General features: G+C 50.0%; 11 protein-coding genes. 1 reads left to right on the top strand and 10 read right to left on the bottom strand.

The genetic code is table 11. From position 1 onward, the window contains the following. Positions 1–7: 7 nt before the first annotated feature. The 10 genes from pglX to CGS49_RS00465 all read right to left on the bottom strand — a co-directional run bounded on the left by pglX (position 8) and on the right by CGS49_RS00465 (position 13,582). Positions 8–2,671 (bottom strand): BREX-1 system adenine-specific DNA-methyltransferase PglX, encoded by a 2,664-nt coding sequence (gene pglX, locus CGS49_RS00510; RefSeq protein ID WP_097800071.1) that lies wholly within the window; start codon positions 2,669–2,671, stop codon positions 8–10. A 17-nt stretch (positions 2,672–2,688) separates the two neighbouring features. Then, positions 2,689–6,303 (bottom strand): BREX system P-loop protein BrxC, encoded by a 3,615-nt coding sequence (gene brxC / locus CGS49_RS00505; protein WP_097800070.1) that lies wholly within the window; start codon positions 6,301–6,303, stop codon positions 2,689–2,691. Between the two features lie 24 nt (positions 6,304–6,327). Then, positions 6,328–6,897 carry a DUF1788 domain-containing protein gene (locus tag CGS49_RS00500; protein WP_097800069.1) on the bottom strand — a complete coding sequence of 190 codons (570 nt, stop codon included), beginning with the start codon at positions 6,895–6,897 and terminating at the stop codon, positions 6,328–6,330. Then, a complete protein-coding gene (locus tag CGS49_RS00495; protein WP_097800068.1) occupies positions 6,894–7,499 on the bottom strand; it encodes a DUF1819 family protein in 606 nt (201 codons plus the stop codon). Before CGS49_RS00495 ends, CGS49_RS00500 begins: the two co-directional genes overlap by 4 nt. Positions 7,500–7,677: 178 nt before the next feature. Beyond that, positions 7,678–7,887 carry a hypothetical protein gene (locus tag CGS49_RS00490; protein WP_097800067.1) on the bottom strand — a complete coding sequence of 70 codons (210 nt, stop codon included), beginning with the start codon at positions 7,885–7,887 and terminating at the stop codon, positions 7,678–7,680. A gap of 14 nt (positions 7,888–7,901) precedes the next feature. After that, entirely contained in the window at positions 7,902–11,135 is a 3,234-nt protein-coding gene (locus tag CGS49_RS00485; RefSeq protein ID WP_097800066.1) for a helicase-related protein, read from the bottom strand. 20 nt (positions 11,136–11,155) lie between these two features. Then, a complete protein-coding gene (locus tag CGS49_RS00480; protein WP_143405788.1) occupies positions 11,156–11,767 on the bottom strand; it encodes a hypothetical protein in 612 nt (203 codons plus the stop codon). 18 nt (positions 11,768–11,785) lie between these two features. Continuing rightward, positions 11,786–12,469, bottom strand: coding sequence for a 3'-5' exonuclease (locus CGS49_RS00475; protein WP_097800064.1), 684 nt, complete (start codon positions 12,467–12,469; stop codon positions 11,786–11,788). A 99-nt stretch (positions 12,470–12,568) separates the two neighbouring features. Continuing rightward, positions 12,569–12,865, bottom strand: a complete 297-nt coding sequence (locus CGS49_RS00470) for a hypothetical protein (protein ID WP_097800063.1) — start codon at positions 12,863–12,865, stop codon at positions 12,569–12,571. Between the two features lie 504 nt (positions 12,866–13,369). Further along, on the bottom strand, positions 13,370–13,582 hold the full coding sequence (locus CGS49_RS00465) for a hypothetical protein (RefSeq protein ID WP_055192231.1): 213 nt from the start codon (positions 13,580–13,582) through the stop codon (positions 13,370–13,372). A gap of 150 nt (positions 13,583–13,732) precedes the next feature. Here CGS49_RS00465 and CGS49_RS00460 point away from each other — a divergent pair, with 150 nt between their 5' ends. Further along, a complete protein-coding gene (locus CGS49_RS00460; RefSeq protein WP_055192229.1) occupies positions 13,733–14,044 on the top strand; it encodes a helix-turn-helix domain-containing protein in 312 nt (103 codons plus the stop codon). Positions 14,045–14,074: the final 30 nt, after the last annotated feature.

The following is a 14,074-nucleotide window of genomic DNA, read 5'->3' as shown; positions in this document are numbered from 1 at the left end:
CCTTTTATTACACCAGCGGGTGTCTCTTAAAGTCCCAACTCGTTTCAAAAGCATCCCAATCTGTACGGCTAATTTCAACATTGTTTGAAGCAATACGGTCAATTTTATCTTTCTCATCCCATTGCTTTATAGGAGTCAATGCGACCGACCCTGCGCCATAGTTGATAGTCGGGTTGATAACCCCCATTATCAAATCGAACACCTTAGTGTTCATGATTGACAAAATATAGAAAATGCTATTTTCATTAGGAAAAGCCGATGAACCAGCTGAATCAAAAAGTGATTTGTAATCGCTTAGACGAAAACTTGTCCCAGCAGCTGTGAGTGCACTCCATGTTATATGTTCCTTGAAATAGAGTTGCTTACTTCTTAGATTTGCTCTTGAATTTTGCAGTTCAGCTCCGTTATCCTCATAGTTGACAACATATTCTTTGTTTCCGTACCATCTCCTGAAATTTCCGCCCTTATCATACGGGTACCACTTCTTTTCGTCCTCGACCAAACCAAAGGAGAATTTTTCTTGATTCACCTCATGCCAGAGACGAAGAAATCTGTCATTATCGGAGGTATCCATGCCTTTTTTGCATGGACATATATCTCCCAAAGCTTTTCCTGTCCGAAAATCGTCAATAAAGTTTTCTCCGACCCAATATGCTATTGGCAAACCCGGAATTTTTTTAAAGTTCTCCTGATTGGCGTAATAGATTCCACGCTTTTCAAAGAATCGTTGTTCTCGAACTTCAGGAGTTTCTACATCACCCTGCTTATCAAACAGCCGTCTATAATGCCCTTGATAATTCAGAATGTGTTTTTTGTAAACAACAAAAGCTGTCGTACCAAAATCCGATCCAAAAATACCGCGTCCCGGATGAACCATATTTACTAGACTTTCATTATCTAACAGATTGACTCTTAATCTTTCATAACTAGTGATAAACATCCATACAGGAATGTTTATCATTGCCATATAGCCCTGTGATTTACACATGGCTATCGTTTTTTCCATAAAGACCGTGCTCAAATCGGATTTTGTGTCTGGATAGTTCTTCTTTATAAATTCGGCAAGTGTCCCTTCCATTCCCGCGGCACTCATATACGGCGGATTCGTCACCACGGCATCATACTTCTGGGACAGCATAACAGCCTGCTCAATGAGCTGTGCAACGGCATCCTTTGCGGCATCATACCACATGACCATGTTGATGTCGCCCGCCGTAGCGGCTGCGCTGGTCTCCCATGCTTCTTTCAAGCCCTCATAGTCCAGTGGCTTGATCTGAAGGATGGAGCCGTACTCCTTGGCATCCACAAAGGCATCCAGCAGATAGTTGAGGGTGTCCCGGTGTGCCTGCGAGTTGAGGAAGCTGCCCATCTCGTGCTTGTAGGCACCGCCCATCCAGTTGGATTCCTGAATATCATACACTCTGGGTTGGGGGATGTTTTTGCGGCCGAAGAAGCCGCTGTCATACTCCCGTGCCTTCATCATCACGGAGAAATAGGCAAACTGTGCCGCACGCTTGTCGATGTCCAGACCAAAGAGGTTGTTTTCCAGAATGGAGCGCACGGCCTCCCGCTTGGAGTAGCCGTTGTCCAGATAGATCTGCATCAGCACATCAAACAGGTAGCACAGGATATGGCCGCTGCCCATGCAGGGGTCGATGACCTTGAGCTGTTCCGGCTCCATTTTAGCGTACTGGGCACGGATGTCCTTCAGCTGCTGCTCCACCTGCGGCTCCTGCGGGGCCTCGTCCAGATAATACTTCCAGTCGGACTTGTCGAAGTCCGGGTGCCCCTCGTACCACAGGCGGCCAAGGCTGTTCTCCACCATGTAGCGCACGATCCAGTCCGGGGTAAACAACTGGGTCGCCGCCGGGATGTTCTGCTTGCTGATCTTGATGTTCTTTTTCAGGTCGGCAAACACCTTGTCCTTGGGTTCGGTGTTGTAATACTGGTACATCCAGCCGATGATCTGCACCTGACCGATTGGCTTGCCGTCCTCATCCACGGTATGGATGTCAAACCAGCGCTCGTCCACTTCGTTGACCAGACGGTAGACCACGCCGTTGGGGTCGTTGAAACTGAGCGTAATCAGCAGCTCCGAAAAGCTGTTGTGCCCCTCCAGATTCTCAAACAACCGGGGCAGAATGCGGCTCAGGTCGTTGCACTGCTTAAAAAACAGGAAACGGAACAGGTCATCTTCCTTGTTGGCATCCTGCAACTCGAAGATGCGCTTTTTTTCGTCCTCGGTAAACTCCAGATCACCGGAGAAAGGTGCCTTGACCAAATCGGGCAGTTTCTGCCCGGTGATCTCGCTGGAAAGCACCCGTACCGGGAGATAGCGGTTGACCTCCATAAAGCGGATGGCGATCAGCCGGTTGAACCATGTATAGGCGATCTCCTCGATGAACTGCTCCAGCTCCTTTTTCGGTTCATCGGTGGTATAGAAGCCGCGCACATGGGCGGCAAGGTTCCTGTACTGGTTCACATAGCGCTCGCCCTTAATGGTCTGGGTGTTGCCGTTGCCGAGGTCAAACACCAGCTCCTTGTCCGTGCTGGTTTGCGGCTCCACAATGCCGTTTTCCGTGATGCCGTACCGCTCCAGCTGGAACGTCACATCTGCTTTCAACTTCTTACGGGCTTCCACCGCAAACTTCTTGATGGGTGCCTTTTCCATAGTGTTCCTCTTTTCGTTTACCAGATATCCACGTTCAGGGTATCGCCATTGTCCAGCTTCTGCTTCAGGGCATGGCGCAGCTTTTCAATGTATGCGTCCAGTTCTGCGGCGTTGTTGATCTGCCACGATTCATCCGTCACTTCCTGAATGCTGATGGTGACACGACGGCGCACCGGGGCAGCAGGCGCAGCCTTTGCAGGAGCACCGCCCGACACCTTTGCCGCCGGGGTCTGCACCACAGGCTGGTGTGCAGCCTCGTACTGGTCGATGGTGTTGATCCAGTTGATTTTTGTCCGATTCGCATCCAGTTTTGCCAATTCGAGATCGCCCAGATTATTGGTGCTGCAAATCTTTTCCAGCGCATCGTCCCGCTCTGCGATTACAGAGGACCAGTAGTGCTCCTTGCAGCGAAGCGTATTCAGATGCTGAAGAACACGTCCATAGCAGTCCGCCACATAGTCTTTTACCGGCTCGGATTTACGATCCAACAGCTCACGGTATTTTTCCTGAAATGTCGTATGCAAAACCGCCAGATTCCGAATCTTGTCATACGGCTCTGCCATGCTCAGAATCTTACGCATTCCTTCCGCAGCGTTCTTTACTTCACCGTCATCAATGCGGCTTTGATTGCGCATGTAGAGTTCCACAGCATCGTGTGCCTCACGGAATACCTTGATCTGCCCGGCGTTGAAGAAGTCCCGCAGGGATTCGTAAGTTTCCTTGAAGTCCTGATAATCCTCCTGTGCATTTTCCAGTGCCGTGTAGAAGGATTCCGTCGTGGTGGGGTCGATCAGCGAGGTCATCAGGGCAATGCCCGCATCCACGGTGTTCTTGCCGGGGAGATACGATTCCTCCCGGTAAGTTGCCTGCTGTCTGCGCAGCTCTTCCCGCAGATCAGTACACTCTTTTTTCAAATCCGCCATCAGCTGCTCATCGTCATCCGAAGAAACGCCCTTTTCAAACAGGTCGCGCATCATATCACGAACAAGGCGCTTCTGTTTATCGGTGGCGTGCTTGCGGATGTCGCATAGCAAACGCTCCTGCGACTCCACTCTGGTAAACAGACGCTGGAACTCTTGCGCATTCCGGCTGGAAAGGCTGAGCTGCTCATGGTTCATGGTCAGCGTCAGGATGCCATCTGCAAACAGGCGTGCAACCAGCCACTCCACATCCACCGGCAGGAAACCATAAGGCTCCTTGGTAAAGATGCCCAGCAGCGTTTTCAGCGAGGTCGTCACCGTTCTCGACAGAGAATTGCGCTCAATACGGGTACGGACATCGTCCAAGGCGCGGCTGTTGCCGGTACCGTCACCGCCAAGCCGCATCTGCCCGGCATCCGCAAACAGCTTGCCGATGTCCTGCTCCGAAACCGACTTGTCAATGTCCGTCAGGTGGTTGAACAGACGTTCCACCTGCTGCTTCAGGGCATCGTTCAGGCGTGTCTCAAAGTCGCGGGAGCCGCCGGACAGCTTGGAGCCGTACACATAAATATCCGCTTCCGACAGTGCCTGCTTCAGAAACACCTTAACATTCTGACGGCGTTCTTCCACTTCTTCCTGCTTTGCCTCGCAGATAGCGCGATACTTCGTGATACGGCCTGCGGTGCCGCTGCGCAGATAGTTCTGAATTTGCAGCATCATGCGCAGCTCGTTGTTCAGGCGGGTATCGTCATGCAGCTGCACAAAAATGGTGTGGTCGCCGCTTTCGCCGGAGGACAGCATCTTCAGGCGGGATTCATCTGCATCATCGCCACGGGAGGTGATGATTTTGACTGTAATGCTGTTGTCTGGGCGGGAAAGGGCATCATAGCCATCGATTTTCCGATTGAAGCCGAAGGAATAACGGCCATTCAGATACGGATAACGGTACTTGTCCGCGCGGTAGTTTTCATCAAAGATCAGCGTTGCCAGTTCGCGGTTCATTTCGGAATCTTCCGGCCGACGGCTCGCAATTTCTCTGTTGACCTCCTGCTCCTCATTGGTCAGGAAGATGTAATTATCGCCTAGATTCTGTACCAACTGCTCCTGAACCAGCTTTTTCAGAGCCGTTTCCACCCGGTTTTCCAGCTGATAACGGTCCTCATCCGTCCGTGATGCCATCAGGGTAGCGATGTTTTGCACCGTAGGCTTATCAAACTCCCGCACATTCTTGATCATGAACAGGACTTTGAGTACCTCAACCTCAAAGCAGGTTTCTGCATGGTCGGGGTTCAGCGAATTGTTACGCTGTGCGTTGGTAATGGCAATGGCAGTTTCGTGGTCCACCAATGCGGACAGGCCCTGATAGAATGCATTGAACGGGACGAGGATGCCTTCTTCCTGATTCTGAAGGCTCTTGGCGGTGCTGAGATACATACTCAGCATGGAGCGTTCGCCATAGGAGCTGTTTTTGCCGGGACTGCTAAACAGACGGACAGCATCCAGCACCTTGCCCAGCAGATTGAACTGATAGGGAACAAAGGGGTACACCTCTGCGAAATCAGACGCATTCTCGTACAGTTTCATTTCAGGCATATCGCCAGAGAACTTGAGCAATGTATCAAGGGCATCTGCCTTTCTGGGATAAAACGTTTTCAGTTCGGCCTGCGCTTCTGCATTCTTTTTCAGGATACGCTTCTTGACAACTTCTGCCACATCGCTGGACGACAGGGACAGCCGGGTGTCAAAGCGGCCCTGAATCTTGGAGAAGTCTACATTATTGACAGCCTGAATTTTATCAATGGCTTCCTGTGCGGTGACCAGAATCCACGCTTTGCCATGGCACTGAACTGCCAGATCATGCTCCAGCGTCTGAAGATCCAGCATCATATTGGAGTCATCACCGATGTACTGACCAACCTCATCCACGCAGAAAACCACATGATGATCGTTGCCCTTACTTTCAATATGTTTACGGACGAGCTTGGCAAAATCTTCCGTGCTGATGCTGTATTCTTCGCCCACACGGTCACACCAGCTGCGTGCAGATTCCTCACTCATCACACCCTGCTCAACCAGTGCCTGCACAAACGAATCCTGTGCAAGGTCGATGCCAGCCACAGCATCATCCCAGCTGCTGCCTTCCAGTTCTTCTACACGGTCACGGAACTTTTGCAGCTTTCCATCTGCATCCAACTTCCGCTCCAGATCTGCCATGCGAGGATACTGGTAGGAATAACCCAGTTTCTCGTTGAATGCCCGCAGAAAAACCATGGTGATCACATCGCGTGCAGCGGCACTACTGGTGCGGCTCTTGGAGGCAATATCGAACAGGATCACGTCCGTGCTGACACTTTCTGCTGCGCGGATGTCTGCCAGAACCTTCGGGTCCGTAATCTTATCGTCCTCGATAAAATATTCCAATGCAGGCTTGCCTGCAACTTCTTTATCGCTGATTAGATAAGACAGCATCTTTAGAAAGTGAGATTTACCACTTCCAAAGAAGCCGGAAATCCAGACACCGATACGATCAGTATCTGCGCCAATGCCTCGACGGTAATTTGAAAAGAATGCAGCAAAATGTTTCTGAAGCTCCTGTGTCACAACATATTCCTGAAGTTCCAGCTTGACAGTTGCATCATCAACCTGACCGGGCTTGACCACCGGTTTGATTTCGCGGTTGATCGATTTTGCAAACATCTGACCAATATTCATGTCAGTTCCTCCTACACATCCATATCAGATAGGCTTCGCACGGTAATTATTGCCATCCTTTACATCGCCGAACAAATACAGGTAGCCATCTTCGTATCGTCCCGGAAACATCATCAGAACAATCCCCTGTGCAAGCCGGTCATGCAAGTCGTTCAGAATTTTATGAGAACGCAAAAGTGGGTAGCATTTTCCAACACCGGTCAACAGGATAACAGCATTGTCCTGTGGGATGCGCTTCACAATGTAGTCCAGCATAAGGTCCATCGGCCGTCCGATCTGCAAAACACTGTTCGCCGCATTCACCACGCGTGTCATGCTGCCGGTCCGCATCTCCAGGTCTTCGTATTTTTGCCGTGGATGCTTTTCAACCAGCAGTTCCGCCATGATTTTGTAGAGGTCAAACTCCACAACCGGACGATGTGCCCTCCGAAAAAGCTCAATTTCATTCTTTGTCCATTGCCGAATACGCATCTCATCTTTCGGGTCATAGCTGAACACATAGTAGCCAGCTTCACCGCCGAGTCCGGCGTGGTTCTCCTCGGAAATTGTGTGCAAAAAAGCATCAAGGTTATTCAGTCTATCAGCCGTATTCATTCATCTGCTCCTGTGATTGCCATCAGATAGGCGTTCATGTCATGTGCCTTCAGGTACTGCTTTAATGCAGAGCTGGGCAGAGGCGGCACCATCTTGTCGCCAGCAAGAAGTCCTGCATCGTTCAGCAGTTTACGGTAGGTCTGTGTCAGCTTGCGAATGGTCGTGTCTTTCCACTGAGCAATTTCCTCAGACTCGTTCTGCATCAAGCGAAAGAACGCAAGCACATCGCTCGACTCCAAAGATTCAGCTCCAACAATCAGCTTATCACGGTATACTCTGTACATGAAGGTGAAGAAAAGTTTGTCGTCTGCCATAATAGACAGCAGAACCATCATTCTCTGCACCATAACAGATTGCTGTCCGAAAAGTTCCTGCCAATCCTGATCAAACTGTGTCACCCGACGCGAAACACAATTAAGAATTTCCTTTACACGGTACTCCTTGGCTGCGGAAAACAGGTGCTTCTCAAAAGCACTGCTCCTGATTTCGTCTGCCGATGAACCGTTCAAAAGTTCATTAACATAGGCTTTATACTCATAGAACCAGAAGGGCTTTGATACCAATCCGGCAGTATACTGATCCTGTCTCTTTTTGCTGCTCATAAAACACCATCACTTATATAATGTACAATTATATTTAAGTCTATCGTTTATACGAAGCTTTGTCAATTCATAAAGTAGCTAAATTATCCTCAATTGATAGACATTCTGCACAAAACAAATCTCGCAAAACTCAGCAAATCGTTTCAGATGTTCCGAAGTTCGTGGAGCAGCGAAGTTCTCAGTTATCCTCCCAAAACTCTTCTGCATCTTCCACGCTATCATACTCATCTGCGTGTTTTTCTGCAAATTCTTCAGCGGAAGAACATTCCTGAACATCGTCAAACAGTACTTCCCGATTTGCCTTTGAGTCCCCAGCAGCTCCCGTATCAACGGGATTGAAAAAGCTCATGTAGCCGATAAAATCAAACAGACCTTTATTGAATTTCATTTGAACGACCTCCTTCAATTTTCTTCGTTCAGTCCCAGCACCTGTGCCACAACCTCGTCATGCCCAAGGAAGTAGTCCTCGATCAGGTCCCAGCGCTGTTTGGTGGTCAGATCGCTGGTCAGGAAAGCAGTCATCATGTTTTCTGCTGCAACATGGCGGCGATGGATTTCCTGAAGCTGCAGGTTCTTATAGCGACGGTCTTCGGACAGGCTGCGGATCTTCTGCGGGTCGTTGACACGAACGAAAATTTCCAGATTCTGACCGCCGCGCACCTCATAGCTTGCAAGCCCGAAGATCTCCAGCACAGCCAACAGGCGCATGACCGGGTTCTGCTTGCCGCCGATGGTGGCAGGGATATAACCCATGTACTCCGTTTCTTCCCGGTTGGGGGCACAGTTGACCAGCTTCTGATCCATCCAGTTGGCCATAGAAAAGTAGTTTCCATTGGTCACGCGGTACAGCAGACCGATACGGTTCCCGCCGCGCTGCGTTGCCTGAATAAACTTCATGCGGTCACCCTCACGCCTTGTAGGATCAGCCTGTACATCCATCACAAACAGTTCCAGCAGTGCTTTCGCAAAATCAGCATTCAGCACTTCTGCGCCAAGCGCTTCCTGTGCCTTCTGGCGGAATTCTTCTGCTGTAAACATCTTATGCTCCTTGCGGTAGCCATCAAACACTTGAGCAACCGCTTCCATGTATTGACGCAGCTTTGCGCGGGTGGTATCGAAGTCCTGACCATAATGGATCTGCGTCTTGACCCGCACCGAGATACGGTTCGTACCATCCTGTGCAAACAGTTCACCTTTGAAGAACTTGGCCTTGAACATACCAAAGGTCATATCCGAGAAATACTTTTCCCACAGGTCGCCCATGCGAATCTCATAGATGCTGCCACTGTTGCGAACCACCACATCCGATGCCAGCGGACTGAAGCTGCGATTGACCGTCACGGTGTTGTCATAGAGATTCTTGACAAAATCGCCGTACTTGGCAAGGAATTCTTCCTCGATTTCTTCGGGCACGTTGGCATAGCAGGTTGTAAACATAGCCTTGGGACGCACTACCAGCACCGGGAAGCCGTATGCTTCCTCCAGATCCTTTGCCAGCAGGAGCAGACCCGTTTTGACGCGATTTTCTACCTCGCCAGAATCAAACAGATAACTAAACGCATCCGGAGAAACCAGCAGATTACGGTGCTTTTTCTGGCTGTACATCCAGTACAGCTTGTGAAGCATCTCTCGCAGCTGGAACTGCCGCAGTTCGCCCATGCCGTGCAGACGCTTGAGCTGTGACAGATCGCCGGGCAGATATTCTTCCACCGCCGTGCCACGCAGGTTCTTGTCACGAGCGCAGCGACCGATTTCCTGCACATAATCTGCCAGATTTCCGGTAGGGGCATAGTGGTACACCTGCACAATGTCCGGCACGTCCACGCCCATACCGAATGCTTTGGTGCAGATCATCACAATTGCCTTGTTGTTCTTGAAAGCATCCTGTGCAGCGTTCTTTTCTCCCCGTTCCATACCTGCGTGGTAACGGCGGACTTTATCCTTTACACTGAAAGGTACCGCCTGATAAATGCTGTCCACCGTAGAACGGAACGGGCAGTAGACCAGTGTCTTTTTGCCTTCTGCCACATATTCTGCGATCTTCTGCGCCACATGGTTCACCTTAAACTCATCACGGCTCTCATCCGTCTGCTTGTCCAGCGAGTGAATATCAAAGTCGATGTTATCGCGGCGGACACGGCCCAGATATAGGATGGGCTGATTCAGTCCCAGCGTGCTGATGGTGTCCTGCACCACGTCATCCCTGCCACCAAACACAGCCGTTGCCGTCAGGCAGAGCACCGGGAAGTGCAGTCCATTTTTGCGCTGGCGCTCCAGATAATCGCCCATGAACCAGTAGTCCGCACGGAAATCCCGGCCCCAGCTGGTAACAGTGTGAGCTTCGTCCACCACGAACAGGCCCAGTCTGCGGCCGCCCAGCAGGGTCTCCAGCGAGGTGGTCAGCAACATTTCCGGTGCAATGTACAGAATGGACTTTTCGCCCTTATGGATGGCGTTCAGGCGCTCTTCCCGCTCCTCATGGGACACATTGGAGTTGAGGAAGGTGGCGCAGTGCACCCCGCGGGCTTCCAGCTGGCTGACCTGATCCTGCATCAGGGCGATCAACGGAGTGATAACGAGGGTCACTGCCTGATGCACCTGTGCCAAATAGATGCCAGACACCTGATAGAATGCGGACTTGCCCGCACCGGTGGGAGCGGTCAGGAACACATTGGAGTAATCCTGATAGCCATCCAATGCCAGCTCGCACTGCTTGACAAGGGTGCTGATGATCTCGCCCTGGCTGATCTGCATAGTCTCGGTTCCTGCCGCCGGGTCTTTGTAGAAGTCCAGCATACGGAAATCGGCGTTTGCGCCCCAGTACTGCTTGAGGATAGCCCGATACCGATTTATGGTTTCCGGTTCCACCTGCTCCTTGTGCTCGGCGCAGTTCAGTGCAAAGGTCGCGCCGCACTGTGCTGCCACAAAAGACAGCACATCGTAGGTATTGTTTTTGGCGTTCTGTTCCCGCTCCACAGGCAGCACCAGCGGACCTTCCACCTCGCCGCAGAAGAACTGGTCTGCCAGTACCAACGGAGAAATTTCGTGGGACAGCGTTGCCGGTGCGTCCGTAAAAACGGACTGCTTTTTCTGATAGAACGGAACACAGCGGATATTTTCGCCCTGATGCCGATTGAACAGTGCCACATAATAACGCTCATCCAGTGTGCGGACGGCTGCATAGTAATGGCTGAGAACTTCCGCAGAACCAAACTCGGTCTTTTCGCTCTCGTACGCTTTGTACAGCGCTTCGGCGTCCTCTGCCGGGATGCAGCTGGGCACATAGGCAGGGAAGGCGTTGTTGTCCACCACGATGAACTCCGCATCGAACATCTCCTTGGGGTCCTGTACGTTCTGAAGGATGGCCAGCATTTCCTCATAAATTCCGACCGTCACGCCTTCTTCCTGCATCATCAGGCTCTGCACCAGCTTCCGCTTGGCTACATCAATCTTGGCAATGCTGATGCTGCCATCCTCGTTCAGAATCTTGCCTGCCGGCAAAACCGCATCTTCGCGATGTGCCAGCCAGCGGACATTGGCCGGTACAAAACCACGAAAAAAGAGAACCACATTTTTGCCTGCATAGCTGGCAATGAGTTCTTCGGCGTGCTGCTCAAAATACTTCTGTGCGTTCATGGTCGTTCCTCCTGTACTTTTTATACTTCTTCAAATGTTTTAAGTCCCTGAACATTTGCAAAATGCGGCTTTAGCGGTTTGTCTAGAATTTCCGCTTTCAAGATCCATGGATCGTCCGTTTCCTTATGAGGAAGCTCCTGCGCTACCTCCAGAAGCGTTTTCCAGATGTCCTGATAAATGACCTTGAAAATCTTTGTCAGGGTCTCATACCGCATAACGCTATATTTGTGTCCATCCACTTCTGCGCTGCGGATCGGCTCCCAATATAAGCTGGACATAATGCCGGGTATCTTGCTGTGCGTATCCTCTGAGAAGTAATCGCTCTTTTCCTTTAGTTTTGCGAGAACAACTTTCTTGTCTTCGATGCTGCAAAACTGTAGATATCCTCCTTCAAAGTACGCCGTGTTCTTGTATTTGCGCTGATTGTTGTCCGGAATAACACGGTAGGGATGATCTTCGCAACAGTTGCCTGTTGCATAGCCTTTCTCATTGAGCAGCCGAACGGCTTCTGCGATATGGCTGTCGCAGTCAAATGTTCTTATTCTTGATTTCACCTGTCCGTCACGAGAATGCTCCCGGTAGGTGATCCGCATCTGTACATAGTACGAATTCCACAAATGTTCCATCATCACAATCCTTGCTCCTTCCCATTACACCGCCATTGCGGGTTCCGGCTGGCTGCTCTGCAGCAGAGCCGCCAGCTTTTTCATTACATCAAGCGGAAGCCCGCCCTGCATTCTGGGAGCTTCCTGATAACAGGCAGCCTGTGCCTTTGCCACATCTGCCGCAAAATTCGGAGAATGAGCCGTTTCCATCAACCGGGCACTGTTGTAAGCGTCCCACGAAGCATCGTGCAGGCAGCCTTCCGGCTCCAGCCCTGCCCGGTGCATGGCGTTGCTGAGGGAGAGGATGTTTTTCTCTCCCAGCATCTGCCGGAAGTCCTCCTGAAAATCGTGCCACTGCACCATCTCGTCCAGAAAAACGCTGTCGATGCCCTTAAAGCCGCATTCCTTGCGCAGCTGGCACAGGTCGCTGGTGCTCCATGCGTAGATCTCGCAGCCGTCCGAACCGCACCATGCTTCCAGCGCATCCAGTGCTTCGGGCAGAGAGACTGCATCACTCACGGCACCGTTGCTGATGCCGGTGAGCTTGTAGATCTTGCGCTCGATCACACCGTTGTACTGGGGCCGCACGAAAATGCGGAAGCGGTCCAGCGGGTGAAACGTATCGTCCATCCGCACTGCGCCGATCTCGATGACCTCATTCCGGAGATCTTTCTTATGTACCAGACGTGCATCGGTGGTGTTCATTTCCAGATCAATGAAGATGCTCATTTGCAGTACCCCTTTTCGCTTCCCACAGTTTTCGGTTGATTTTCTGACATGATTCTACGCTTTTATCTGTCCGATAAAACGTTCTTCTATGGACTGGTCTCAGCTTTCCTCGGCAATTTCCTGCATCTGGGCAAACAGGTCATAGTACTTCGACCCTTTTGCCGTCTCCAGATCCTCGTACTCCTCCAGGACCTGCATCTGCTGGTAATACTCCGTCGGTTTCGACTCGTCCATCATCGCACTGCGGTCCGTCACGATGAAGCCGGCAAAGTCCGCATCGCTGTAACACAGCCAGCGGGTAGGCTGACCATCTTCTGCAACTTCAAACTCCACTTCGGTCACATAAGTGCAGCACGCCAGAAAATCCTTCTTCTTTTTGGATAACACCTGAATCATAGTATTCTCTCCGTTCTCTTTCGTCCTCCGCAGATGATCGGCTCTGCTGAGGAACGATTGCATTGATGTCAAAGGAAACAAAAAAAGACCTGCAAGACTTTTTGTCTTACAGGCCCAAGTTTGTACACCAATGAATCCACTTGTCCTGAAGACAACTGGATTCTACCACAAAAGGGTATACTTCGTCAATATACAATTTTCCATTATTAACTATTGAAATAATAACACATTTAATTACGCTTGTCAAGCCTTCTTTTTCAAAATTTTCGGTTAATAGCAATTTTCGCATCTCGTCGCACCATCGTTATTTATTAAAAATTCACTTAATGTCCCCACTATAAAGGAGATTTCGTTCCGTCATTTTATACAAAATTCAATCTACTCGCGCTCCACATAATTGTGCGAACAGCCATTTTTTCTGTCCGCCGCACCGGCGCCGCGCAAAAAGCTACAGCTGTGCGTCATTTTGCGTTTTTTGGATATAATCTTAGAAAACTAAATTCTTCAGTCATCCGTTATCTGGTGAACTTCATGCAGGATTGTTTTCAGTTCTTTATATAACTGTTCGGCTCGCTCAGGCAACGAGCCATCAGTCAGTCTCAAAGAATCAACTTCTCTTTCTGCGTATCCTTGCCAATATGGACTAAGCAACCCTTTCTTTGCGTCCTCGATACAATCTTCAATTTCCGTGTAGCTTATTTCATTATAGTCGATCATTTTCCCCCCAGCCCTTCCAAAGCATCCAATCGGCTTGATAAATATTCTATCACGCATAGTTGATTATTTCAATTAAAAATTATAGATTCAACCACTCATTTTTGACTGTCCTCTAGACTACAATAGAGTAAAGAAGGATGGTGGTTGCTCATGTACGAAGAACAGTTTTCCAAGCGGCTCGCTGAACTGCGCACGAAAAAGGGAGTATCTGCGAGAGACATGAGTCTTTCCATTGGGCAAAATCCCGGATATATTCGTGCAATCGAATGTGGAACTACCTTTCCTACCATGTCGAACTTCTTTTATATATGTGAGTACCTCAACGTAACTCCACAGGAATTTTTCAATTTCAGTGAGGAACCTTCCAATGGAATGAATGCTCTTACCGATCAACTCCAGCAATTCGATTCCGAGCAGATAAATGCACTTGCTGCATTTATCAAAACCATCGTAAAAAAGTAATTTCATTCAGCTCTTGCGGTTGCATGATAA

The sequence above is a fragment of the Faecalibacterium langellae genome (genome assembly GCF_002549775.1).
Lineage (GTDB): Bacteria > Bacillota > Clostridia > Oscillospirales > Ruminococcaceae > Faecalibacterium > Faecalibacterium langellae.
This window is presented reverse-complemented; position numbering and strand designations above follow the sequence as displayed.